The organism is Streptomyces sp. NPDC047014, from assembly GCF_040644195.1.
GTDB lineage: Bacteria > Actinomycetota > Actinomycetes > Streptomycetales > Streptomycetaceae > Streptomyces.
Window position 1 is genome coordinate 139,203 of record NZ_JBEYVX010000006.1, and the last position, 23,756, is coordinate 162,958.

Here is a 23,756-nt window from a genome sequence, read left to right on the forward strand (position 1 = left end):
TTCACCCATCTTCGGAAGGTAGAGCGTGTCCTCTTCCATCACCGCGCCCGAGGGCATCATCAACCCGCCGATCGACGAGCTGCTCGAGGCCACGGACTCGAAGTACAGCCTCGTGATCTACGCGGCCAAGCGGGCGCGCCAGATCAACGCCTACTACTCGCAGCTGGGCGAGGGCCTGCTGGAGTACGTGGGCCCGCTCGTGGACACCCACGTCCACGAGAAGCCGCTCTCGATCGCGCTGCGCGAGATCAACGCGGGTCTGCTGACCTCCGAGGCCATCGAGGCCCCGGCCCAGTAGGGCACCCGGAATTCCTTTCACCACAGGCCCGGCAGAACATCAGCCGGGCCTGTGGTGTGTCATGGGTGGGTACGAGGACCACAGCCGAAGGGGAGTCTCTGGTGGGTAAGCCGAAGGTCGTACTGGGCGTCAGCGGCGGGATCGCCGCCTACAAGGCGTGCGAGCTGCTGCGCCGTCTGACCGAGTCCGGTCACGACGTACGGGTGGTGCCGACGGCCTCCTCGCTCAACTTCGTGGGCGAGGCCACCTGGGCCGCCCTCTCCGGGAACCCGGCCTCCACGGAGGTGTGGGAGACCGTCCACGAGGTGCCGCACGTCCGCATCGGGCAGGGCGCCGACCTCGTGGTCGTCGCCCCGGCCACCGCCGACATGCTCGCCAAGGCCGCCCACGGCCTCGCCGACGACCTCCTGACCAACACCCTGCTGACCGCCCGATGTCCGGTGGTCTTCGCCCCGGCCATGCACACGGAGATGTGGGAGCACCCCGCCACCCGGGAGAACGTGGCCACGCTGCGCCGCCGCGGCGCCCTCGTCATCGAGCCCGCCGTCGGCCGGCTCACCGGCAAGGACACCGGCAAGGGCCGACTGCCCGACCCCGACGAGATCTTCGAGGTGTGCCGCCAGGTCCTGCGGCGCGGCGTGGTCGAGCCGGACCTCGCCGGCCGGCATGTGGTGATCAGCGCGGGCGGCACCCGCGAGCCCCTGGACCCGGTCCGCTTCCTCGGCAACCGCTCCTCCGGCAAGCAGGGCTACGCACTGGCCCGCACGGCCGTCGCCCGCGGCGCGCGGGTCACCCTGGTGGCGGCCAACACCGCGCTGGCCGATCCGGCCGGGGTGGACGTCGTACGGGTGGGGACCGCCGTGCAGCTGCGCGAGGCCGTGCTCAAGGCGGCGGCGGACGCCGACGCCGTGGTGATGGCCGCGGCCGTGGCCGACTTCCGGCCCGCCGTGTACGCGGGCGGCAAGATCAAGAAGAAGGACGGGGAGGAGCCGGCCCCGGTGGCCCTCGTACGCAACCCCGACGTCCTCGCGGAGGTCTCGGCCGACCGGGCCGTGGCGGGGCAGGTGGTCGTCGGCTTCGCCGCCGAGACCGACGACGTCCTCGACAACGGGCGCGCCAAGCTCCGCCGCAAGGGATGTGATCTTCTCGTCGTGAACGAGGTCGGGGAGGCCCGCACCTTCGGATCCGAGGAGAACGAGGCGGTCGTCCTGGGCTCCGACGGCTCGGAATTCCCGGTGCCCCATGGACCGAAGGAGGCCCTGGCCGAGGTGATTTGGGACCGGGTGGCCGAGCGGCTGAGCCCCCGACGCGCCTGAGCCGATTTCCCTTCTCCAGCTCCCCTCCGTGCGCAAGAATGTGAGTGCCGCAGGTCACAGGGCTCCCAGAAGGCGAGACGGGTGGTCCGGCCCACGGCGGCGACCGATAAACTGCCTTCGGAACGTGATCGGGCGCAGCCCCCGATGTGGTTCCGCCAAATGATCAGCCAGCAGCCGCTGCAACCCCAGGGAGCGTTGTGTCCCGTCGTCTGTTCACCTCGGAGTCCGTGACCGAGGGCCACCCCGACAAGATCGCTGACCAGATCAGCGACACGATCCTCGACGCACTCCTCACCGAGGACCCGACCTCGCGCGTGGCCGTGGAAACCCTCATCACCACGGGTCTCGTGCACATCGCGGGTGAGGTGACGACCAAGGCTTACGCCCCGATCGCCCAGCTCGTCCGGGAGAAGATCCTGGAGATCGGCTACGACTCCTCGAAGAAGGGCTTCGACGGCGCCTCCTGCGGCGTCTCGGTGTCCATCGGCGCGCAGTCCCCGGACATCGCGCAGGGCGTCGACACCGCCTACGAGAAGCGCGTCGAGGGCGACGAGGACGAGCTCGACAAGCAGGGCGCCGGCGACCAGGGCCTGATGTTCGGCTACGCCTGCGACGAGACCCCCGAGCTGATGCCGCTGCCGATCCACATCGCGCACCGGCTCTCGCGCCGCCTGTCCGAGGTCCGCAAGAACGGGACCATCCCGTACCTCCGCCCCGACGGCAAGACCCAGGTCACCATCGAGTACGACGGGGACAAGGCCGTGCGCCTGGACACCGTCGTGGTCTCCTCGCAGCACGCCTCGGACATCGACCTGGACTCGCTGCTCGCCCCCGACATCCGCGAGTTCGTCGTCGAGCACGTGCTCGCCCAGCTCGTCGAGGACGGCATCAAGCTCGACACCGAGGGCTACCGCCTCCTGGTGAACCCGACCGGCCGCTTCGAGATCGGCGGCCCCATGGGCGACGCCGGCCTCACCGGCCGCAAGATCATCATCGACACCTACGGCGGCATGGCCCGCCACGGTGGCGGCGCCTTCTCCGGCAAGGACCCGTCGAAGGTCGACCGCTCCGCCGCCTACGCCATGCGCTGGGTCGCCAAGAACGTGGTCGCCGCCGGTCTGGCCTCGCGCTGCGAGGTGCAGGTCGCGTACGCCATCGGCAAGGCCGAGCCCGTCGGTCTCTTCGTCGAGACCTTCGGCACCGCCAAGGTCGAGGTCCAGAAGATCGAGGACGCGATCGGCCAGGTCTTCGACCTGCGCCCGGCCGCGATCATCCGCGACCTGGACCTGCTGCGCCCGATCTACGCCCAGACCGCCGCCTACGGCCACTTCGGCCGTGAGCTGCCGGACTTCACCTGGGAGCGCACCGACCGCGTGGACGCCCTGCGCGCCGCCGCCGGTCTGTAGGACCTGAGCACGGAAGGCCCCGGACCCGCCCGGTCCGGGGCCTTCCGCGTTCCCGGAGCCGCGCGGTCCGGGGCTTCGGCGGTGCCGGAGCCGGCCGGTCCGGGCCTTCGGCGGTCCGGGGGCCGCCCGTTTGTCAGTGCCGTTTGGTAAGAATGCGGGTGTGAGCAGCGCGAACGAGTCCGAGCGGCGGCGCTGGGACGAGGATCCCGGTGGCCCGCCGGAACAGCTCGCGCTCATGCGGGAGATGGTGGCCGAGTCCCAGGCCAAGGCCCCCAAGGCGAAGCCGCGCACCTGGCGCGGAGCCGCCCTGGCCGGGGAGCTGCCGATCGCCAAGGTCCTCGTCAACAAGGGCGTCCTGCATCTGGACCAGACCTGGGACTACGCCGTCCCCGAGCACCTGGCCGAGGAGGCCCAGCCCGGGGTCCGCGTCCGGGTCCGGTTCGGCGCCGGCGAGGGCCGGGTCCGCGAAGGGCGCCGCGAGGGCGGCGGCCTCATCGACGGCTACCTCATCGAGCGGGTCGCCGAGACCGACTACGACCGGCCTCTCGCGGCCCTCGCCCAGGTGGTCTCGCCCGAGCGGGTCCTCAGCCCGCAGATCGAGCGGCTGGCCCGCGCGGTCGCCCGGCGCTACGGCGGCAGCCTCGCGGACGTCCTGCAACTGGCCATCCCGCCCCGGCACGGCCAGGCCGAGAGCCGCCCCTCGCCCGCCCCGCTGCCGCCGCCCGAGGCCCCCGCCCCCGGCGGCTGGGAGCGCTATCCGGCCGGGCCCACCCTGCTGCGCGAGCTGGCCTCCGGAGCGAGCCCGCGCACCGTGTGGACGGCCCTGCCCGGCCCGACCTGGCCCGAGGAACTGGCCCGCGCCATGGCCGCCACCCTGGCCTCCGGGCGCGGAGCGCTCGCCGTCGTCCCCGACGGCCGCACCGCCGCCCGGCTCGACGAGGCGCTGACCGCCCTCGTCGGCAAGGGCCTGCATGCCGTGCTCACCGCCGAGTCCGGCCCCCAGAAGCGGTACTCCCAGTGGCTCGCCGTGCACCGGGGCGCGGTCCGGGCCGTCATCGGCACCCGGGCCGCGATGTTCGCCCCCGTGCACCGGCTCGGCCTCGTGGCGATCTGGGACGACGGGGACTCCAGCCACAGCGACACCAGCGCCCCCTTCCCGCACGTCCGCGAAGTGCTCCAGCTGCGCGCCCTCACCGAGGGCTGCGGCTTCCTCCTCGGCGGCACCGGCTGCACCGTGGAGGCCGCCCAGCTGGTGGAGTCCGGCTGGGCCCGCCCCCTGGTCGCCGAGCGCGCGACCGTACGGGCCTGCGCGCCCCGGATCCGTACCGTCGGGGACGAACTGCTCGCCCGCGACGAGGCGGCCCGGGCCGCCCGGCTGCCCAGCCTGGCCTGGGAGACCGTACGGGAGGGGCTGAAAACGGGGCCGGTGCTCGTGCAGGTGCCGCGGCGGGGCTATGTGCCCCGGCTGGCCTGCGAGCGCTGCCGGACTCCGGCCCGCTGCCGGGCCTGCGCGGGCCCGCTGGAGGCCCCCGACCAGCGGGAGCTGCACTGCGGCTGGTGCGGGCTGCCGGAGAGCTCCTGGCACTGCGAGGAGTGCGGCTCCTTCCGGCTGCGGGCGCAGGTCGTCGGCGCCCGGCGGACCGCCGAGGAGCTGGGGCGGGCCTTCCCCGCGGTGCCCGTGCGCACCTCGGGGCGCGACCATGTCCTGGAGCGGGTCCCGGAGGCGCCCGCGCTGATCGTGTCCACGCCCGGCGCCGAACCGGTGGCCGAGGGCGCGGGCTATGCGGCGGCCCTGCTGCTGGACGGCTGGGCCATGCTCGGCTTCCCCGACCTGCGGGCCGGGGAGGAGGCGCTGCGCCGCTGGATCGCCGCCGCCTGCCTGGTGCGCGGGGAGGGCCAGGTGGTCGTCGTCGCCGAACCGACCCTGCGGCCGGTCCAGGCGCTGGTGCGGTGGGACCCGGTGGGGCACGCCCTGCGGGAGCTGGCGGAGCGGGCCGAGCTGCGCTTCCCGCCGGTGTCGCGGATGGCGTCGGTGGTGGGGCGGGCCGCCGCCGTGGAGGAGTTCCTGGCCGCGGCCGACCTGCCGCCGGACGCCGAGATCCTGGGCCCGGTGCCGCTGCCGGGCCGGCGCGGGGAGCCCTCGCCGGGGGAGCGGGCGCTGGTCCGGGTGCCGCCCGGCAGCGGCTCCGCCCTGGCCGCCGCGCTGAAATCCGCGCAGGCGGCCCGGACGGCCCGGCGGGTGGCCGCGGCCGACGCGGTCCGGGTCCGGATCGACCCGCCGGACATCGGCTGAGCGGGGCCGTACCGCCCGCGGGGCCGCCGGATACGCCGAAGCCCCCGGCGGGGACCGTACGGTCGTCCCACCGGGGGCGGCTGCGGGCGCGGCGCTCGCGCGGGGCCGGCCACCGGGGGTCGGCATCCCGGCGGCGGGGCGGCTCAGCCGCCGCGCGGGCCGGGGAAGGCGGGGGAGCGGGCGGGCTCGGCGAGCGGCCGGGCGGCCTGCGGCACCGCGGCGGTGGCCGGGGCCTCCTCGCGGACGGGCTGCGGCGGCGCCGAACGGGCGGCCGGGACGGTGGGCAGCGGTCCCAGGGTCCGGGTGGTCGTCCCCTCGGCCAGCGGCTCCGCGGTCTCCGCGGACTGCGCGCGCCGGGCCCCGTAGCGCCGGTGCACGGCCTGCTTGGTCACACCGAGGGCCGAGCCGACCGCGTCCCACGAGAAGCCGAGCGAGCGGTCGAAGTCCACCGCGGCGGTGACCAGCGTCTCGACGCTGTCCCGCAGCTCCTGGGCGAGGCGGACGGTGGGCGCGGGCGCCCGGCCGTAGACGACGAAGCCCGTGGAGGGGCCGGACCGGCGGGGACGGTACACATTGCCGAGCTGGGCGGTGAGCGTACGCAGAGCGTCCACCTGCCGGCGGACCCGCTCGATGTCCCGCACCAGCAGGTGCAGACTCGCCCGGGCCTGGGCGTCGTGGGTGGCGTGGTCGGCCATGAAGAAGCCTCTCGAACCGGTGCTAAGGGCTGGTCGGGCCGCGGACACCCTGCGTACGCGGCCCGTTACGGTCAATCTCTCTTGACCAACGCTCCACCCGTCGTGCAGGTCACGCTGTGGGGGCGGGTCGGCATATGCGAGGGGTGTGCGGAGCGCGGACGTACGCCCCCCGCGCCCCGTGCGCGCGTGGATCTTTCTGGTAGTTTGGGCCTGCTCCGAACGGGGTCGGTTCGGGCCGGACCCGCGACCTTCGGGTGGCAGCCCGTCGCTCCGGCGGCGGGCGCGTTCACAGACCGGTGCGCTGCTGTGTGCGCCCATACAGCGAGGTTGGACCCCCGTGAAGCTCGTCTTCGCCGGCACCCCCGAGGTCGCCGTGCCCGCCCTGGACGCACTGCTCGCCTCGGGCCGCCACGAGGTCGCCGCCGTCGTCACCCGGCCCGACGCACCGGCCGGCCGCGGCCGCCGGTTCGTCGCCAGCCCCGTCGCCGAGCGCGCCGAGGAAGCCGGCATCGAGGTCCTCAAGCCGGCCCGCCCGCGCGACCCCGACTTCCAGGCCCGGCTGCGCGAGATCGCCCCGGACTGCTGCCCGGTCGTCGCCTACGGGGCCCTGCTGCCCAAGAGCGCCCTGGACATCCCCCGGCTCGGCTGGGTGAACCTGCACTTCTCGCTGCTGCCGGCCTGGCGCGGCGCCGCGCCCGTACAGCACTCGATCATGGCGGGGGACCAGGTCACCGGCGCCTCCACCTTCCTGATCGAGGAGGGCCTGGACTCCGGCCCGGTCTACGGCGTCCTCACCGAGGAGATCCGCCCCACCGACACCAGCGGCGACCTGCTCACCCGGCTCGCCTTCGCCGGGGCCGGACTGCTCGCCGCCACCATGGACGGCATCGAGGACGGCAGCCTGCGCGCGGTCGGACAGCCCGAGGACGGCGTCTCCCTCGCCCCCAAGATCACCGTCGAGGACGCGCGGATCGACTGGACCGCGCCCGCGCTGCGCGCCGACCGCGTCGTACGCGGCTGTACGCCCGCGCCCGGCGCGTGGACCGTCTTCCGCGGCGAACGGCTCAAGCTGATCTCCCTCGGCCTGGTCCCCGACCGCACCGACCTGGAGCCGGGCCTGCTGGCCCCCGCCAAGAACAACGTCCACGTCGGCACCGGCTCGCACGCCGTCGAGCTGCTGTGGGTGCAGCCGCAGGGCAAGAAGCCGATGCGCGCCGCCGACTGGGCGCGCGGGGTGCGGATCGCTCCCGGCGAGCGGCTCGGCGGGGCCGACGTAGGCTGAGCGGTGCCGGTACCCCGATCGGGCACCGGTCCGCAGTCGGCACCACCTCGTAACCCCGGAGCACCTTTCACGTGAGCGAACAGCACCGTCCCCCGCGCGGCACCGCAGGCAAGCGGCCGGCCAAGCCCTACCGGCGGCCCCAGAAGGACCCCGTCCGGATGCTGGCCTTCGAGGTGCTGCGGGCGGTGGACGAGCGCGACGCCTACGCGAACCTCGTCCTGCCCCCGCTGCTGCGCAAGGCCCGCCAGAACGAGGGCTTCGAGGCGCGCGACGCCGCCCTGGCCACCGAGCTGGTCTACGGGACCCTGCGCCGCCAGGGCACCTACGACGCGGTGATCAAGGCGTGCATCGACCGGCCGCTGCGCGAGGTGGACCCGCCGGTCCTCGACGTGCTCTCGCTCGGCGCCCACCAGCTGCTGGGCACCCGCATCCCCACCCATGCCGCCGTCTCGGCGAGCGTGGAACTGGCCCGGGTGGTGCTCGGCGACGGGCGCGCCAAGTTCGTCAACGCCGTGCTGCGCCGGATCGCCGCGCACGACCTGGACGGCTGGCTGGAGCGGGTGGCCCCGCCGTACGAGGAGGACGCCGAGGAGCACCTGGCCGTCTACCACTCGCACCCGCGCTGGGTCGTCAGCGCCCTGTGGGACGCGCTGGGCGGCGGCCGCGCCGGGATCGAGGACCTGCTGGAGGCCGACAACGAGCGGCCCGAGGTGACCCTGGTCGCCCGGCCGGGCCGTTCCACGCCGCAGGAGCTGCTGGAGGCGGTCGGCGAGGACTCGGCTCTTCCCGGGCGCTGGTCCCCGTACGCGGTCCGGATGGCCGAGGGCGGCGAGCCGGGCGCGCTGGAGGCGGTGCGCGAGGGCCGGGCGGGCGTGCAGGACGAGGGCAGCCAGCTGGTGGCGATGGCCCTCGCGGCCGTGCCGGTGGAGGGCCGCGACGAGCGCTGGCTCGACGGCTGCGCGGGCCCCGGCGGCAAGGCGGCCCTGCTGGGGGCGCTGGCGGCCGGGCGGGGTGCCTTCCTGCTGGCCTCGGAGAAGCAGCCGCACCGGGCCCGGCTGGTGGAGCGGTCCCTCGCGGGCAACCCGGGCCCCTACCAGGTCATCGCCGCGGACGGCACCCGTCCGGCGTGGCTGCCGGGCTCCTTCGACCGGGTCCTGATGGACGTCCCGTGCTCGGGCCTCGGCGCCCTGCGCCGCCGCCCCGAGGCGCGCTGGCGCCGCCGCCCGGAGGACCTGGAGGGCTTCGCCCCGCTCCAGCGGGGGCTGCTGCGCCAGGCCCTCTCGGCGGTCCGCGTGGGCGGGGTCGTGGGCTACGCGACCTGCTCCCCGCACCTGGCGGAGACCCGGGTCGTCGTGGACGACGTCCTCAAGGGCCGCGGCGCGGGCGCCGCCCCGGTCGCGGCCGAACTGATCGACGCCAGGCCGTACATGGCGGGCGTCCCGGCCCTGGGCGACGGCCCGGACATCCAGCTCTGGCCCCACCTCCACGGCACGGACGCCATGTACCTGGCCCTCCTCCGCCGCACGGCGTAGCGGGCCCGTGCACCCACGTACAACTGCCCCGGCGGCCGCGGCCCTGGCTGTGATGATCACGGTCAGTGGCTGCGGGGCGCCGGGGAACGGGGGCGGCACCGGCGCCCCGGCGCCGCGGCTGGCGGCCCTGGACGAGCGGCGGGCGCTCGACCGGGCGGAAGAGATCATTCGCCAGGCGGTGGACGGCATGTCCCCGCGGCCCACGCCGGAGCGGATGGGCCCGGCGCCCGTCGGCGCCTGCATCGCCCGGGACGATCACCGTCCCGACGACCGCGTGCAGGTCACGGTCGTCTACAAGCTGACGGGTGTACCCGCCGCCGAGGCTCAGAACCTTGTGCGCCAGGCGCGGGACGCCTGGCTGGAGCAGGGCCACGAGCGCAATACGTCGGGTGAGGTGGACTGGTCCACCCCGTTCCCGGCGGTCTATCTGCGGACCCGGTCCGACGATTTCTGGATGGACGCGGTGACGGGCGTGACCGATCGCGCCAAGGGGGAGGGGCTCGCCTCCCTCAAGGTGACCTCCCCCTGCTTCCGCCCCACGGGCACGGCGTCCCCCACCGCCGGGTGAGGGCAGGGTCGGCGGGGTCGGGGTGAGTTGTCGGGGTCGTGGCCGGAAGGGGGTGGGGGCATGGCAGGCTTGGGGCATGGTCGCTCAGATTTCTCCCAGCATCCTCTCCGCCGACTTCGCCCGCCTCGCCGAGGAGGCGAAGGCGGTGGAAGGCGCCGACTGGCTGCATGTCGATGTCATGGACAACCACTTCGTCCCGAACCTCACCCTCGGCATGCCCGTCGTGGAGTCCCTGAGCCGGGCCACCGACATTCCGCTCGACCTGCACCTGATGATCGAGGACCCGGACCGCTGGGCCCCGCAGTACGTGGAGGCCGGCGCGGGCTCCGTGACCTTCCACGCCGAGGCCGCCGCCGCGCCCGTGCGGCTCGCGCGGGAGATCCGGGCCAAGGGGGCGCGGGCGTCGATGGCGCTCAAGCCCGCGACGCCCATCGAGCAGTACGAGGACCTGCTCCCCGAGCTCGACATGCTGCTGATCATGACCGTGGAGCCCGGCTTCGGCGGCCAGCCCTTCCTCGACATCATGCTCCCCAAGATCCGCCGCACCCGGGAGCTGATCGCCAAGCACGGTCTGGAGCTGTGGCTCCAGGTCGACGGAGGGGTCTCGGCCTCGACCATCGAGCGCTGCGCCGAGGCCGGCGCGGACGTGTTCGTGGCGGGCAGCGCGGTCTACGGCGCGGTCGACCCGGCCGCGGCCGTCCGTACGCTCCGTGACCAGGCGGGTGCGGCGATCGCGGCGGCGCCGTGGGCTTGCGACCACTGAGCCAAGGGTTGATGAACAGCTCGGTGAACGGGAGCTGTCCAGGCTGATCAACGGCCGTCGGATCTGACAGGATGAACGGCGAGTCGAGAGTGTGAACACGAGAGTGTGAACAGCAGTGAGGAGAACGCGGTGTCTGCAATGTCGGCGGGACGGTCAGCCCTGCGGATGGGACCCGCGGAGCTGGTGCAGGCGGCGGCCATGGCCCGCCGCTTCTACCTGGAGGGCAAGTCCAAGATCCAGATCGCCGAGGAGTTCGGCGTGAGCCGCTTCAAGGTGGCCCGGGTCCTGGAGACCGCCCTCGAACGTGACCTCGTACGCATCGAGATCCGCGTACCGGCCGAGCTCGACGCGGAGCGGTCGGACGCGCTCCGCGCCCGCTACGGGCTGCGGCACGCCGTCGTCGTGGAGTCGCCCGCCGACGCCACCGAGGACGCGCCGGACCCGGAGAACCTGGGCGCCGTCGCCGCGGACCTGCTGGGCGAGCTGGTGAGCGAGGGCGACGTACTGGGCCTCGCATGGGGGCGGTCCACCATCCACATGGCCGCCTCCCTGCACCGGCTGCCGCCCTGCACCGTGGTGCAGCTGACGGGCGTGTACGACGCGGGCACCGCCGAGCGCGGCTCCGTCGAGGCGGTACGCCGGGCCGCGCAGGTCTCCGGCGGGGACGCGCACCCGATCTACGCGCCCATGCTGCTGCCCGACCCGGCCACGGCGGCGGCGCTGCGGAACCAGACGGGGATCGCGCGCGCCTTCGAGTACTTCGACAAGGTGACGGTCGCGGCCGTCTCCATCGGCTCCTGGGAGCCGGGCATCTCCACCGTCCACGACATGCTCACCGACGAGGAGCGCGGACACTACGCCTCGCTCGGCGTCGCGGCCGAGATGTCCGCGCACCTCTTCGACGCCGAGGGGCGGCGGGTCGGCCGGGACCTCGGCGAGCGGTGCATCACCGTCGAGGCGGACCGGCTGCGCCGGATCCCCGAGGTCGTCGCGATCGCGGGCGGGCTGCGGAAGGCGGCCGCGATCGGGGCGGTGCTGCGGTCCGGGCTGGTGACCAGCCTGGTCACGGACACGGCGGTGGCGGACTACCTGCTGACCGAGTCGGCCCCGGGGCTGCGACCCGCGCTGGACCGGGCGGATCCGGACGACTGAGCCCGGGTGGGCGGCCGGGCGGGGCGGGTCGCGGGCCGGGTCGCGGGCCGAGTGGCGGGGCGCGGGCTCTCCCGGGGAGGCCGATCTTCGAATGAGGACCGCGGGGCGGGCGCGGGGGCGCATACTGGAGGCGATGACAAAGCCCGTGGTACCTCGCCGTCACTTGCCGTCCAGCCCGTTCAAGCCGCCTGTCGAACTGCCCGTACGGGAGTTCGGCGTCGGTGACCGGGTCACTCACGACGAGTACGGCCTCGGCCGTGTCGTCGGGATCGAGGAGGGAATCGCCGTACTCGTCGACTTCGGGTCGGTCCAGAAGCGGATCCTGAGTCCCTACGACAAGATGGCCGCGCTCTGAGGCCGTAGAGCGTGCCGTAGAGCGTAGGGCGATTCGCGAGCGAATCGGATATTTGGCACGATCTGCGCATGATCCTTCGGAACGCGCGGTTCGTGCGGAGTGTGCGGCGCGCCCGGCTCGTGCTGGGGGCGCTGTTCCTGTGCGTGGCCGTCCTGGTGGGGGCGGCGGGGTGCGGTGCGGGGGGTGCCGGGCCGGCCGAGGCCAGTGGCCGTGTTGAGGCCAGTCGCAGTGCCGATGCCGGCCGCAGTGCTGAGGCCAGTCGTGGTGCCGAGGTCGGCGCTACCCCGGACTGGGCGCGCGGGATGGGCGTCGTACGGGCCGGGGCGCTGCCGCGGGAGGCGCGGGAGGTCCTGGCGCTGATCGACGCGGGCGGGCCGTACCCGTACCGGCAGGACGGCACCGTCTTCGGGAACTTCGAGAAGGCGCTGCCGCGGCAGAAGCGCGGCTACTACCACGAGTTCACGGTACGGACGCCCGGGGAGCGGGACCGGGGGGCCCGGCGGATCGTGACCGGGCAGGGTGGGGAGTTCTACTACACGGACGACCACTACGACACCTTCAAGGCGGTTCTGCGATGACGCTTGAGCGGCGGGCGCTGGCGGCGGTGCTGGCGGAGGTGGAGGGCGCGGGGGCGCGGTGGGAGGTCATCCGGCTGGACCTGGAGGGGGTACGGGGGAAGGCGGAGCTGATCGCGCGGTGCGGGGTGGCTCTGCGGGTGCCGGGGTGGGTGGGGGGGAACTGGGATGCGTTGGCTGATGCCTTGCGGGATTTGGGGTGGTTGCCCGAGGTGGGGCGGGTGCTTGTGGTGAGCTCTTGGGGTGGGTTCGCGGTGGGGTGGCCGCGGGAGTGGGGGACGTTTGTGGAGGTGCTGGAGGAGGCGGTGGAGTTCTGGCGGGGGGAGTTGAGGGTGGTGCTCGCCGAGCCGGGTTCTTTGCCGGGGGGCCCGCGCCTCAAGCGCCGGCGGGGCTAGATTCGGGCTCCGCCCGGGGTGGTGCGTGCGCATGGCTGCGGGCCGAGTGCACGGGGCTCCGCCCCGGACCCCGCGCCTCAAACGCCGGCGAGGCTGGATTTGGGGCTCCGCCCCTGGCCCCGCGCTTCAAACGCCGGCGAGGCTGGATTTGGGGCTCCGCCCCGGGCCCCGCGCCTCAAACGCCGGCGGGGCTGAAAGTGTGGGGCTGGGGTCGTGGCCGGAATGTGTTGGCCGGGTGGTGGGGGCGGGTACCGTCGGTGGGAGGGGTGTTGGGTTGGGGAGGGTGGGGTGGGGTTTGTGGGGGAGGAGGGGGTGTGGGAGGTTTCGCAGGTTATCGATCGGATGATCGCGCCGCTGTTTGCCTCCTTACCCCGGCGGGATCAGCGCAACTGGGCCCGTGTGTATCTGAACGGGCTCGTGCGGACCGCCGGGAAGAAGACCATCCGGAATATCGCCGGGTCGGGGGCGAGTTCCGTGGAGCAGAGTCTTCAGCAGTTCGTCAGTAAGTCGCCCTGGGACTGGATCCCCGTACGCCGCTCCCTCGCCCAGCATCTCGAACGCTCCGCCCAGCGGCCCCTGGCCTGGGTGCTCCGGCCCATGGTCGTCGAGAAGGCCGGGGACCGGTCCGTGGGGGTCGGGCGGCAGTTCGTGCCGCAGCTCGGGCGGACCGCCAACTGCCAGCAGGCCGGCGGGATCTGGCTCGCCTCCGGGCAGGCCAGCTTCCCCGTGGAGTGGACGCTCACCCTCCCGGGTCAGTGGACCGGCGAGCTCCTGCGCCGGCGCCGCGCCGGTATACCCGACACCGCGCGCTCCCTCACCCCCGCGCAGGACGCCGTGCACGCCGTCCGGCGGATGGCCGCCACCTGGCGGCTGCCGCGGCGGCCCGTGGTGATGGAGGTGGCCACGGAGGACTGCGCGGAGAGTGCCGAGTTTCTCGGGCGGTGCGGGATTCCCTTCCTGTTCAAGGTGGAGGGCGCGCTGCCGGTCCGCTTCGGGCGGGGCGGGCGCTGTGCCGCCTCCGCCCGCGAGGTGGTCGATTCGCTGCGCTGCCGGGGGCGTGTCGTCGAGCGGGTGCGGGACCGGGGTGAGGAGGGGGCCGTGACCGCCCTGACCTCTGCTCCTGTGCTGACCGCTCCCGGTGCCGAGAGTCCGCTGCTGCTGGTGGGGGCCTGGAGCGAGGAGGTCCCCGCCACGGACCCCGGCGCGTACTGGGTGACCAATATCGGTGACCGGTCCCTCGGACGGCTCATGCTGCTCGCCCGGCTCACCGACCGGGTCGACCGGGATTTCACCGAGGTCTGCGAGCCCGTCGGGATCCGGGATTTCGAGGGCCGGTCCTTCCGCGGCTGGCACCACCACGCCACCCTCGCCAGCGTCGCCCACGCCGCCCGCCTGCTCAGCGCGCGCCTGCGGGACCAAGGTCCCGTAGGAACGCACCAGGCCGTTCCGGGGGCCTTGGACGATCGGACCGGGCGGCGTGCGTGGCAGGTCGTGGGAGAATGAAGTACGTGCGTTTCCTCGGCTGTCCTCTCTGTCGAGGCCGTAGAAAGTCCTTCGATCGACTGGGATGTTCAGCACGTGCGTTTCCTCAATGACCTGAAGCCGCCGTACGACCTGACGTACGACGATGTGTTCATGGTGCCGAGCCGTTCCGCGGTCGGTTCCCGCCAGGCCGTGGACCTCACCTCGCCCGACGGCACCGGCACCACCATTCCGCTGGTCGTGGCGAACATGACCGCCATCGCGGGCCGCCGGATGGCGGAGACCGTCGCCCGCCGCGGTGGCATGGTCGTCATCCCGCAGGACATCCCGATCGAGGTCGTCACCGACGTCATCTCCTGGGTGAAGACCCGCCACCTCGTGCTCGACACCCCGATCACGCTGGCGCCCACCCAGACCGTCGCGGACGCCCTGTCGCTGCTGCCCAAGCGCGCGCACGGCGCCGGTGTCGTCGTCGACGGCGAGGGCCGCCCGGTGGGCGTCGTCACCGAGCACGACCTGACCGGTGTCGACCGCTTCACCCAGCTCTCCGAGGTCATGTCGAAGGAGCTGCTGCTCATCGACGCCGGAATGGACCCGCGCGAAGCCTTCAACCAGCTCGACGCCGGCCACCGCAAGCTGGCCCCCGCCGTGGACGAGGACGGCCGGCTCGTCGGCATCCTCACCCGCAAGGGCGCCCTGCGCGCGACCCTCTACACCCCGGCCACCGACGCGGACGGCAAGCTGCGCATCGCGGCCGCCGTCGGCATCAACGGCGACTTCGTGGCCAAGGCCAAGCAGCTGCTCGACGCGGGCGTGGACACGCTCGTGATCGACACCGCGCACGGCCACCAGGAGTCGATGATCAACGCGATCAAGGCCGTCCGCGCGCTGGACCCGCAGGTCCCGATCGTGGCCGGCAACATCGTCGCCGCCGAGGGAGTCAAGGACCTCATCGAGGCCGGCGCGGACATCATCAAGGTCGGTGTGGGCCCCGGCGCCATGTGCACCACCCGCATGATGACCGGCGTGGGCCGCCCGCAGTTCTCCGCGGTGCTGGAGTGCGCGGCCGAGGCGAAGAAGTACGGCAAGCACGTCTGGGCCGACGGCGGTGTCCGCCACCCGCGCGACGTGGCCATGGCGCTGGCCGCCGGTGCCTCCAACGTCATGATCGGCTCCTGGTTCGCCGGGACGTACGAGTCCCCGGGCGACCTCCAGCAGTCCGCCGAGGGCCGCCTGTACAAGGAGTCCTTCGGCATGGCCTCCGCCCGCGCGGTGCAGAACCGTACGAGCGAGGAGTCCGCCTACGACCGCGCCCGCAAGGGCCTCTTCGAGGAGGGCATCTCCACCTCGCGGATGTTCCTCGACCCGGCCCGCCCGGGTGTCGAGGACCTGATCGACTCGATCATCGCGGGCGTCCGCTCCTCCTGCACCTACGCCGGTGCCGGCTCCCTCGCGGAGTTCGAGGAGAAGGCCGTCGTGGGCATCCAGTCCGCCGCCGGCTACGCCGAGGGCAAGCCGCTGCACGCCAGCTGGAGCTAGCCGCACCCGTTCCGTGGCCCCCGGCCGTCCTTGCGCGGACGGCCGGGGGCCACGGGCGTTCAGGGCCGCGGCGGGAGCTGCGCCGGCAGCGGACTGTGCACGCCCGCCCGGTACTTGGGGATGCGCACCGTCACCTTCATGCCCGCCCCCACGCCCGTCTCCATCACCGGCCCGTAGGCGTCCCCGTACACCTGCCGGATCCGCTCGTCCACATTCGGCAGCCCGATGCCCGAGCCGGACCCGGCCTGCTCCCCGGCCAGGATCCGGCGCAGCAGGGCCGGGTCCATGCCCACCCCGTTGTCCTCGACGGTGATCACCGCGTCCGGGCCGGCGTCCCGCGCCGTGATGGTGATCCGGCACTCCTCGGTGGAGTCCTCCAGCCCGTGCTTGACGGCGTTCTCCACCAGCGGCTGCAGGCACAGGAACGGCAGCGCCACCGGCAGCACCTCCGGAGCCACCTGGAGCGTCACCGTGAGCCGGTCCCCGAACCGGGCCCCGGCCAGCGCCAGATACTGCTGGATGGAGCGCAACTCGTCGGCCAGCGTGGTGAAATCGCCGTGCCGCCGGAAGGAGTAGCGGGTGAAGTCCGCGAACTCCAGCAGCAGCTCCCGCGCCCGCTCCGGATCCGTCCGGACGAACGACGCTATCGCGGCCAGGGAGTTGAAGATGAAATGCGGGGAGATCTGCGCCCGCAGCGCCCTGATCTCCGCCTCCATCAGCCGGGTCCGCGAGCGGTCCAGCTCGGAGAGCTCCAGCTGTACGGAAACCCAGCGCGCGAGCTCCGTCGCGGCCCGCACCAGCACCGCCGACTCCCGGGACCCGTAGGCCACCAGCGCCCCGAGTACGCCGTCCTCGCCGGTCAGCGGCGCGAACACCGCCCACTTGAGCGGGCAGCCGGGCCGCCCGCAGTCGGTCCGCAGGCTCTGGCCGCGCCCCGACTCCAGCAGCTCCGCCACCCGCTCCATCACCCGCCGCCCGTGGTGGTCGGCGCCCGGCCCGTCCCAGGCCAGCACCGACTCCCGGTCGGTCAGGCACAGCGCCTCCGTGCCCAGCAGCGACCGCAGCCGCCGGGCGGCCTTGCGGGCCGCGTCCTCCGTCAGCCCGGCCCGCAGCGGGGGTGCCGCCAGCGAAGCCGTGTGCAGGGTGTGGAAGGTGGCCCGCTCCACCGGGGTCCCGAGGTCGGTCCCGGTCAGCCGTTCGCCCCGGCGGGCCTGCCACCGACCGCCCGCCCAGCCCGTACCGAGCAGCAGGGCCGCGCCCGCCGCCCCCAGCACCACCGGCAGCGCCTGCCCGGCCCCGCTCACCGCAGGGCCCCCGTACGGCTGCCCGCCACGGCCTCGGGCAGATGCAGCCGGGCCAGCACCGCCGCCGTACCGGGCGGGATCCGGGAGCGGGTGGCCAGGGAGACCCCGGTCATCGTCGCGAAGCCGAGCGGCACCGACCAGGCCGCGGGCCAGGCCAGCAGCGCGTGCGCCCAGCCCGCCGGAGCCAGCCCGGCGCGGGTCGCCAGGACCGCGCCCAGCGCCGCCCCGCCGCCGGTGAGCAGCCCGGCCACCGCACCCGGCGGGGTCAGGCCGCGCCACCAGATGCCCAGCACCAGCAGCGGGCAGAACGACGAGGCCGACACCGCGAAGGCCAGGCCCACCGCGTCCGCGACCGGCACCGCCGCGGCCGCCGTGCTCACCGCCAGCGGCACCAGGATCGCCAGCAGCGCCGCCGGGCGGAACCCGCGCACCCCGCGCCCCGGCAGCACGTCCTGGTGCAGCACCCCGGCCACCGCCATCGTCAGCCCCGACGCCGTCGACAGGAACGCCGCGAAGGCGCCCCCGGCCAGCAGCGCCCCCAGCAGCTCCCCGGCCGTCCCGCCCAGCATCCGGCCGGGCAGCACCAGCACCGCCGCGTCCGCGTCGCCGGTCAGGGCCAGCTCGGGCGCGTAGATCCGGCCCAGCGCCCCGTACACCGACGGGAGCAGGTAGAAGACCCCGACCAGGCCGAGCACGACCAGCGTGGTGCGGCGCGCGGCCCGCCCGTTGGGGCTGGTGTAGAAGCGCACCGCCACGTGCGGCAGGCCCATCGTGCCGAGGAAGGTGGCCAGGATCAGCCCGTAGGTGGCGTACAGCCGGTACTCCACGGGCTCCCCGGACGGCGGCTCGGACCAGGTGGGCACCCCGCGCCCCGCCTCCGTACGGGCCTCCGGCAGGGCCGTGCCCGGGGTGAACTCCAGCCGCGCGTGGGCCCGTACGGCATGCTCCCCGGGCTCCAGCGTCAGCGGCGCCCCCGTGTACGTACGCCCGTCCACCTGCCCGGTCACGGTCAGCGCCAGCGGCTCCCGCACCGCCAGCCGGACGTCCTGCGCCAGGGTGACCGCGGTGTGCTCGCGGAAGACCGCCGGGGCGTCGAAGGTGGCCCGGGGCGCGCCGTCCCCGGCCCACGCGCCGAGCAGGAAGAAGGCCGGGACCAGCAGCGCGGTGAGCTTGAGCCAGTACTGGAACGCCTGCACGAAGGTGATGCTGCGCATGCCCCCGGCGGCCACCGCCAGGCTCACCGCGCCGGCCACGACCACGCCCCCGACCCACTCGGGGGCCCCGGTCAGGATCTCCAGGGTCAGCCCGGCGCCCTGCAACTGCGGCAGCAGGTACAGCCAGCCCACCCCGAGGACGAACAGCACCGCGATCCGGCGCACCGCCCGGGACTGCAGGCGTGCCTCCGCGAAGTCGGGCAGCGTATAGGCGCCGGAGCGGCGCAGCGGGGCCGCGACCAGGGCGAGCAGCACCACGTACCCGGCGGTGTAGCCCACCGGGTACCAGAGCATCTGCGGCCCCTGGAGCAGCACCAGCCCGGCCACCCCGAGGAAGGAGGCGGCGGACAGGTACTCGCCGCTGATGGCCGCCGCGTTCAGCCGGGGCCCGACCGTGCGCGAGGCCACGTAGAAATCGGAGGTGGTGCGCGAGATCCGCAGGCCGAGCGCGCCCAGCAGGATCGTGACCAGGACGACGACGGCGACCGCGGTCAGCGCGTACGTCTGGTTCACCGGGCGGTCCTTCGGCTGGGGGAGCGGTCAGCGGAGTCTACGCACGGCCCCGGCGCGGGCGACAGGCACGCGGCGGGCCCGGCCCCGCGGCCGGGGACGGCCCGTGTCAGTGCGTGGCGCGCCGCATCAGCAGGTCGCGGAGCTCCCGCGCGTGCCGCCGGCTGACCTGGAGCTCCGCCGAGCCGACCCGGACCGTGGTGGTCCCCGCGTCCAGCCGCAGCTCCTCGATCCGGGAGAGCGCCACCAGGTGGCGGCGGTGGATGCGGACGAACCCGCGCTCCGCCCAGCGCTCCTCCAGCGTGGACAGCGGGATCCGGACCAGATGGCTGCCCTCGTCCGTGTGCAGGCGGGCGTAGTCGCCCTGCGCCTCGACATGGGCGATGTCGTCGATGGCCACGAAGCGGGTGACGCCGCCCAGTTCGACGGGGATCTGCTCCGGGCCGCGCCCGGCGGCGGCCGCCGGGGGCGCGGGCGGCGCCTCCCCGGTGCGGCCCAGCCGCTCGCAGGCCCGGCGCACGGCCTCGGCCAGCCGCTCGGGGCGTACGGGCTTGAGGACGTAGTCCACGGCCTTGAGGTCGAAGGCGTGGACGGCGAAGCCCTCGTGGGCGGTGACGAACACGATCAGCGGCGGCCGCGCGAACCCGGCCAGCAGCCGGGCGATGTCCAGGCCGGTCAGCCCGGCCATGTGGATGTCGAGGAAGACGACGTCGATGCCCTCGGGGCCGTCCGGGCCGGACTCCAGCGCGCGGGTGACCCGGCGCAGTGCGCCGGTGGCGTCCGAGGCGCCCTCCGCGCTGCGCACGCGGGGGTCCGCGCGCAGCAGGTAGAGCAGTTCCTCCAGGAGCGGCTTCTCGTCGTCGACAGCGAGCACGCGCAGCATGCGGCCGAGTCTAGGCCGTGCCGCGCGGATCCCGTCCGGGCCTGCGGCGGGCGGTGGGACGGAAGGCGCGGCCCCCGCCCCGGGGGGAGGGAGGGCGGGGGCCGCGCGGACCGTGGTGGGGGGAGAGGGGGCGTGGGGCGCCCCGGGGTCACTGGGTGGTGATCAGCTTGCCTTCGGGGGAGATGGCGTACCAGGTGCCGCCGACGCCCTGGCCGTTGGTGTCGCCGGGCTTCTTGTCCCCGGTGAAGGTGTAGACGGGCCAGCAGTCGACGGTCTGCTGCTTCTTGCCGTCGGGGCGGTCCATGACCCGGTAGTTCCGCTCGGTGATGCCCTTGGCGTTGCCCTTCTCCACCGGGGGCACCACCGGCCACTTGTTCAGGCAGTCGCCGACGCACTTGGAGACCATCGGCCAGGCGGTGTCGGGCTTGAAGCGGTAGACCGTCATGCCCTTGCCGTCGACGATGTGGTCGCCCAGCTTGGGGTCCTTGGCCACGGACAGGCCGGGGGCGGCCTCGCCCGCGCCCGCCTCGGCGGCGCCGCCCTCGGGCTTGCCGTAGTCGCCCTGGCCGTACCCTCCCTGGCCGCCCTCCGCCTTGCCCGGCTCCTTCTTCTCCGCCTCGCCCTTGTCGGCCTCGCCGGCCCCGGCGCCGCCGCCCTTGGCCGCCTTCTTGCCGTCGGGCGCCAGCGCGAACCACACCCCGCCGACGCCCTGCCCGTTCACGTCGCCCGCCTTGGTGTCCTTGGCGTAGCGGTAGGCGGGCCAGCCGCCGATCGTCAGCTGCTTGCTGCCGTCCCCGCGCACCACCTCGCCCAGCACCGCCGGGTCCATGCCGGCGGCGGCGGTGGCATCGCCCGCGGCGACCACGGGCCAGGTCTTCTCGCAGTCGCCCTCGCAGTTCGACTTCGGCGGCTTGGGGGTGTCCTTGTCGAAGCGGTAGAGGGTCATTCCGGCGCTGTCGGTGACGATCTGCCCGAGCTGTTCGTTGGAGACGGTCGCCAGCTGCCCGGCGGGTTTCGCCGCCGCGCCCGCGTCGGCGGCCGGATAGGCGGGCTGCGCGGCGGCGTTCGCGGCGGGCTGGGTGGTGTCGCCGGCCTTGTAGTCCGTCGTACCGCAGGCCGTCGCCGTGAGCGCTACGGCGATCGCGGCCGCGGCCAGAGTGGTTCCCCGCTTGATGCCCATCTTGATCTCTCCCACGTGTGGTGTCTCGCGTGGCCGCCACCGGAGCGGCGGCAACTGTGCTCAGGACACGCCGCCCGGGCCCGGATCTGTTCAGCCGGACCGGTGTGGGCTGTTTCACTCACCCGGGGCCGAACCCGGCCCGCCGCAGGGCCGTGACCACAGCGAGGCCGAGCACCTGGTGTCCGCTGTCGTTGGGGTGCAGGCCGTCCGCCAGGTGCTCCGGTCCGAGCAGGTCACGGCCCGGGAGCACGGCCAGCCGGTCGTCCCCGGCGGCGATCCGGTCCCGGGTGGCCCGCTCCATCGCGTCGCGCAGCGCGCCCAGGGTGGCGCCGAGCCGGTTCGGGGTGCGTTCGGCGTCCGGCCGCAGGACGGGGGAGACCAGCAGCAGCGGGGTGCGCGGGTGCCCCTGCCGGACCAGGTCGAGGAAGGCGCGCGTGGTCTCGTACAGCAGGGGTGCGGTGAAGGGGACCCGGGACCAGCAGTTGGTGCCGAAGGCGAGGGTGAGGACGTCGGCGGGCAGCCCGGCGAGCTGTTCGGCGGTGCTCAGCTCGCCGCGCGCGGCGCCCGCGTAGCCCAGGTTGACCGTGTCCCAGCCGAGGGCCCGGCCGGCGACGGCGGGCCAGCCGTGGGCGGGGCGGGTGGACCACCAGCCCTCGGTGATGGAGTCGCCGTGGACCACCCAGCGCGGGGCGGCCGGGGCCGGGGTCAGCTCCCCGCCGATCCCGCGCAGGCCGAGTACGACGGGGGACTGGTTCTCGGGCGGGTGGACGGTGAACGGGCCGTGCCCGCCGCCCAGTTCGATGCGTACGACGGCCTCCGCGGCCGGTTCCGTGAACACCTCGGTGACCACCCCGTGGCGGTCCCACAGCGCGAAGCCGTGGGCGAGGTCGCGCAGGGCGTCGGTGGGGCCGGGCACGGTGGCCCGGTAGCGGATCTCCACGGCGTGGGCGCTCCCGGTGGTGAACTCCAGCCGGACCCCGATCGGCAGGGTGGCCCGCTCGCCGGTGTCCCAGGGCAGCCGCATGGTGTCGGCCGGGTCGGCGCGCACCGGGCGGCCCCGGTCCAGCCAGGCGACCCCGCGCAGGAAGGGCCGCGGGTCCCGCCAGGGGCCTGGCCGGACCTCGTCGTGTGCCGGTGCGCTCATCCGTCGTCTCCGTTCGCCGGGCGGGTGGTCTCCGTACGCCGGACCCGCCCTCCGGTACGTCTGCCCACCTCATGGCCGGTCGGCACGCTGCGGGAGATCTGACGAACTGTCAAGAAAGGCGGTCGGAGGAGGGCTGCGCAGCGATCGATCATCCGCACGCAACAAAGGTCCATCCCGGACAGATCCGCGCAATGATCGTGCGGCAATGTGCAAGGATGGTGCATTACGGGCGGTATCTCTCAGCTCGTAGGCTCACTCGCTGTACGTGGAGTGGCGCGGACCGCCTGCTCGCGGTCCCCCATGCCCAGGCAGATCTCTGCCTGCTCCTGCTCAGGACCGCTGCGGTCGACGCCTTTCGTCCCCAACCGCAGTGTCAAAGGAGTCCCTCGTGCTCGATCACGGCCAGGCGCCCCCGCTCCTCGATGAGCCGCGCAAGCCTGTGAACCCGTTGCTGCGGCGCAAGCCCGTCGATCAGCTGGTCTCCGAGGGCGGCCAGGGAGAGGGCGGCGTCCTGCGCCGCTCGCTCACGATGTGGCAGCTGACGATGATCAGCATCGGCGCCACTCTGGGCACCGGCATCTTCGTCGTGCTCGGCGAGGCGGCCCCCAAGGCCGGTCCGGCCGTCACGATCTCCTTCATCATCGCGGGCCTCACCGCGCTGTTCTCCGCCCTCTCCTACGCGGAGCTGGCCGGCTCGGTGCCCGTCTCGGGCTCCTCGTACTCCTACTCGTACGCCACCATGGGCGAGTTCATCGCCTGGGTCTGCGGCTGGTGCCTGGTCCTGGAGTACGCCGTCTCCGTCTCCGCGGTGGCCGTCGGCTGGGGCCAGTACCTCAACGAGCTGCTCGAAGGCACCATCGGCGTCACCCTCCCCGAGAAGCTGTCCGCGGCCCCGCTCGGTGACGGCGGCTGGATCAACCTGCCGTCGCTGGTCGTCGTCCTGCTCGCCATGGTCTTCCTGATGCGTGGCGCCAAGGAGAGCGCCCGGATCAACACGATCATGGTCGTCATCAAGATCGTCACGCTGGTGCTCTTCATCGGCATCGGCGTCATGGGCATCAAGGCCGGCAACTACGCCCCGCTCGCCCCGCTCGGCGTCACCGGCATCAGCGCCGCCGCCTCCACCCTCTTCTTCTCCTACATCGGCTTCGACGCCGCCTCCACCGCCGGTGAAGAGGCCAAGAACCCGAAGAAGGACCTGCCCCGCGCGATCATGCTCTCGCTGGGCATCGTCACCATCCTGTACTGCCTCGTCGCCTTCGTCGCCGTCGGCGCCATGCCGTGGCAGGACTTCGAGGGCACCGAGGCCGCGCTCGCCCAGATCATGAACAACGTCACCGGCGGCACCTTCTGGGGCGTCGTCCTCGCCGCGGGCGCCGTCGTCGCCATCGCCTCCGTCGTCTTCGCCGTGCTCTACGGCCAGACCCGCATCCTCTTCGCGATGTCCCGCGACGGCCTCGTCCCCAAGGTCTTCGCCAAGGTCGACGCCAAGACCGGCGCCCCCCGCGCCAACGTGGTCATCGTCTCCCTCTTCTGTGGAGCCCTCGCCGCCTTCGTCCCGCTGGGCGAGCTGGCCAACGCCACCAGCATCGGCACGCTCTTCGCCTTCGCCCTGGTCAACATCGCCGTGGTGATCCTGCGCCGTACCAAGCCCGATATGCCGCGCACCTTCAAGGTCGCCCTCTTCCCCGTCACCCCGATCCTCGGCTTCCTCGCCTGCGGCTACATGATGTACAGCCTGCCGGTCGCCACGTGGGTCGCGTTCGGTGTCTGGATGGCCGTCGGAGTCGTGATCTACTTCCTCTACGGAATGCGCCGCTCCACCCTGGCGGTGGCCGCGGCCGAGGTACCGACAGAGAAGTGACCCACC

At 73.8% G+C, this 23,756-nt stretch carries 21 protein-coding genes; 15 read left to right on the forward strand and 6 right to left on the reverse strand.

The window, feature by feature from the left end:
- Nucleotides 1–25: 25 nt before the first annotated feature.
- The 4 genes from rpoZ (at nucleotide 26) to ABZ873_RS06295 (ending at nucleotide 5,313) form a co-directional block, all read left to right on the forward strand.
- The gene (gene rpoZ / locus ABZ873_RS06280; protein WP_004948662.1) at nucleotides 26–298 is read left to right on the forward strand and encodes a DNA-directed RNA polymerase subunit omega; all 273 of its coding nucleotides are present in this window, start codon (nucleotides 26–28) and stop codon (nucleotides 296–298) included.
- Between the two features lie 101 nt (nucleotides 299–399).
- Nucleotides 400–1,614, forward strand: a complete 1,215-nt coding sequence (coaBC, locus tag ABZ873_RS06285) for a bifunctional phosphopantothenoylcysteine decarboxylase/phosphopantothenate--cysteine ligase CoaBC (RefSeq protein WP_360865984.1) — start codon at nucleotides 400–402, stop codon at nucleotides 1,612–1,614.
- A gap of 197 nt (nucleotides 1,615–1,811) precedes the next feature.
- On the forward strand, nucleotides 1,812–3,020 hold the full coding sequence (gene metK / locus ABZ873_RS06290) for a methionine adenosyltransferase (protein ID WP_360865986.1): 1,209 nt from the start codon (nucleotides 1,812–1,814) through the stop codon (nucleotides 3,018–3,020).
- Between the two features lie 160 nt (nucleotides 3,021–3,180).
- The gene (locus ABZ873_RS06295; protein WP_360865989.1) at nucleotides 3,181–5,313 is read left to right on the forward strand and encodes a primosomal protein N'; all 2,133 of its coding nucleotides are present in this window, start codon (nucleotides 3,181–3,183) and stop codon (nucleotides 5,311–5,313) included.
- Nucleotides 5,314–5,456: 143 nt separating this feature from the next.
- Here the strand turns inward: ABZ873_RS06295 and ABZ873_RS06300 are convergent, their stop codons facing one another.
- Complete coding sequence (locus ABZ873_RS06300) at nucleotides 5,457–6,008, reverse strand: hypothetical protein (protein WP_360865992.1); 552 nt, start codon at nucleotides 6,006–6,008, stop codon at nucleotides 5,457–5,459.
- 337 nt (nucleotides 6,009–6,345) lie between these two features.
- Here ABZ873_RS06300 and fmt point away from each other — a divergent pair, with 337 nt between their 5' ends.
- The 10 genes from fmt to ABZ873_RS06350 all read left to right on the forward strand — a co-directional run bounded on the left by fmt (nucleotide 6,346) and on the right by ABZ873_RS06350 (nucleotide 15,651).
- Nucleotides 6,346–7,290 (forward strand): methionyl-tRNA formyltransferase, encoded by a 945-nt coding sequence (gene fmt / locus ABZ873_RS06305; RefSeq protein ID WP_360865994.1) that lies wholly within the window; start codon nucleotides 6,346–6,348, stop codon nucleotides 7,288–7,290.
- Nucleotides 7,291–7,361: 71 nt separating this feature from the next.
- Nucleotides 7,362–8,822, forward strand: coding sequence for a transcription antitermination factor NusB (locus ABZ873_RS06310; RefSeq protein ID WP_360865997.1), 1,461 nt, complete (start codon nucleotides 7,362–7,364; stop codon nucleotides 8,820–8,822).
- 52 nt (nucleotides 8,823–8,874) lie between these two features.
- Nucleotides 8,875–9,390, forward strand: coding sequence for a hypothetical protein (locus ABZ873_RS06315; RefSeq protein WP_360866000.1), 516 nt, complete (start codon nucleotides 8,875–8,877; stop codon nucleotides 9,388–9,390).
- Nucleotides 9,391–9,466: 76 nt separating this feature from the next.
- Nucleotides 9,467–10,153 (forward strand): ribulose-phosphate 3-epimerase, encoded by a 687-nt coding sequence (rpe, locus tag ABZ873_RS06320; RefSeq protein ID WP_360866003.1) that lies wholly within the window; start codon nucleotides 9,467–9,469, stop codon nucleotides 10,151–10,153.
- A gap of 138 nt (nucleotides 10,154–10,291) precedes the next feature.
- Entirely contained in the window at nucleotides 10,292–11,305 is a 1,014-nt protein-coding gene (locus ABZ873_RS06325; RefSeq protein WP_360866173.1) for a sugar-binding domain-containing protein, read from the forward strand.
- 133 nt (nucleotides 11,306–11,438) lie between these two features.
- Nucleotides 11,439–11,660, forward strand: a complete 222-nt coding sequence (locus ABZ873_RS06330) for a hypothetical protein (RefSeq protein WP_360866006.1) — start codon at nucleotides 11,439–11,441, stop codon at nucleotides 11,658–11,660.
- A 68-nt stretch (nucleotides 11,661–11,728) separates the two neighbouring features.
- A complete protein-coding gene (locus tag ABZ873_RS06335) occupies nucleotides 11,729–12,238 on the forward strand; it encodes a ribonuclease domain-containing protein (protein ID WP_360866009.1) in 510 nt (169 codons plus the stop codon).
- Nucleotides 12,235–12,630, forward strand: coding sequence for a barstar family protein (locus ABZ873_RS06340; RefSeq protein ID WP_360866012.1), 396 nt, complete (start codon nucleotides 12,235–12,237; stop codon nucleotides 12,628–12,630). The genes ABZ873_RS06335 and ABZ873_RS06340 overlap by 4 nt, the downstream gene beginning before the upstream one ends.
- A gap of 342 nt (nucleotides 12,631–12,972) precedes the next feature.
- On the forward strand, nucleotides 12,973–14,133 hold the full coding sequence (locus ABZ873_RS06345) for a transposase (RefSeq protein WP_360866015.1): 1,161 nt from the start codon (nucleotides 12,973–12,975) through the stop codon (nucleotides 14,131–14,133).
- 75 nt (nucleotides 14,134–14,208) lie between these two features.
- Nucleotides 14,209–15,651, forward strand: a complete 1,443-nt coding sequence (locus ABZ873_RS06350) for a GuaB1 family IMP dehydrogenase-related protein (RefSeq protein WP_360866017.1) — start codon at nucleotides 14,209–14,211, stop codon at nucleotides 15,649–15,651.
- Between the two features lie 59 nt (nucleotides 15,652–15,710).
- Here ABZ873_RS06350 and ABZ873_RS06355 read toward each other — a convergent pair whose 3' ends face one another.
- The 5 genes from ABZ873_RS06355 to ABZ873_RS06375 form a co-directional block, all read right to left on the reverse strand.
- Nucleotides 15,711–16,955, reverse strand: a complete 1,245-nt coding sequence (locus ABZ873_RS06355; RefSeq protein WP_360866020.1) for a histidine kinase — start codon at nucleotides 16,953–16,955, stop codon at nucleotides 15,711–15,713.
- Nucleotides 16,952–18,682, reverse strand: a complete 1,731-nt coding sequence (locus ABZ873_RS06360) for a cation acetate symporter (protein ID WP_360866023.1) — start codon at nucleotides 18,680–18,682, stop codon at nucleotides 16,952–16,954. The genes ABZ873_RS06355 and ABZ873_RS06360 overlap by 4 nt, the downstream gene beginning before the upstream one ends.
- 106 nt (nucleotides 18,683–18,788) lie before the next feature.
- A complete protein-coding gene (locus tag ABZ873_RS06365; RefSeq protein ID WP_360866026.1) occupies nucleotides 18,789–19,562 on the reverse strand; it encodes a LytTR family DNA-binding domain-containing protein in 774 nt (257 codons plus the stop codon).
- A gap of 148 nt (nucleotides 19,563–19,710) precedes the next feature.
- Nucleotides 19,711–20,757: an SCO0930 family lipoprotein gene (locus tag ABZ873_RS06370; protein WP_360866029.1), complete on the reverse strand. Its 1,047-nt coding sequence runs from the start codon at nucleotides 20,755–20,757 to the stop codon at nucleotides 19,711–19,713.
- A gap of 103 nt (nucleotides 20,758–20,860) precedes the next feature.
- Nucleotides 20,861–21,886, reverse strand: coding sequence for a GDSL-type esterase/lipase family protein (locus tag ABZ873_RS06375; protein WP_360866032.1), 1,026 nt, complete (start codon nucleotides 21,884–21,886; stop codon nucleotides 20,861–20,863).
- A 388-nt stretch (nucleotides 21,887–22,274) separates the two neighbouring features.
- Here ABZ873_RS06375 and ABZ873_RS06380 point away from each other — a divergent pair, with 388 nt between their 5' ends.
- Nucleotides 22,275–23,750: an amino acid transporter gene (locus ABZ873_RS06380; RefSeq protein ID WP_360866034.1), complete on the forward strand. Its 1,476-nt coding sequence runs from the start codon at nucleotides 22,275–22,277 to the stop codon at nucleotides 23,748–23,750.
- Nucleotides 23,751–23,756 lie beyond the last annotated feature (6 nt).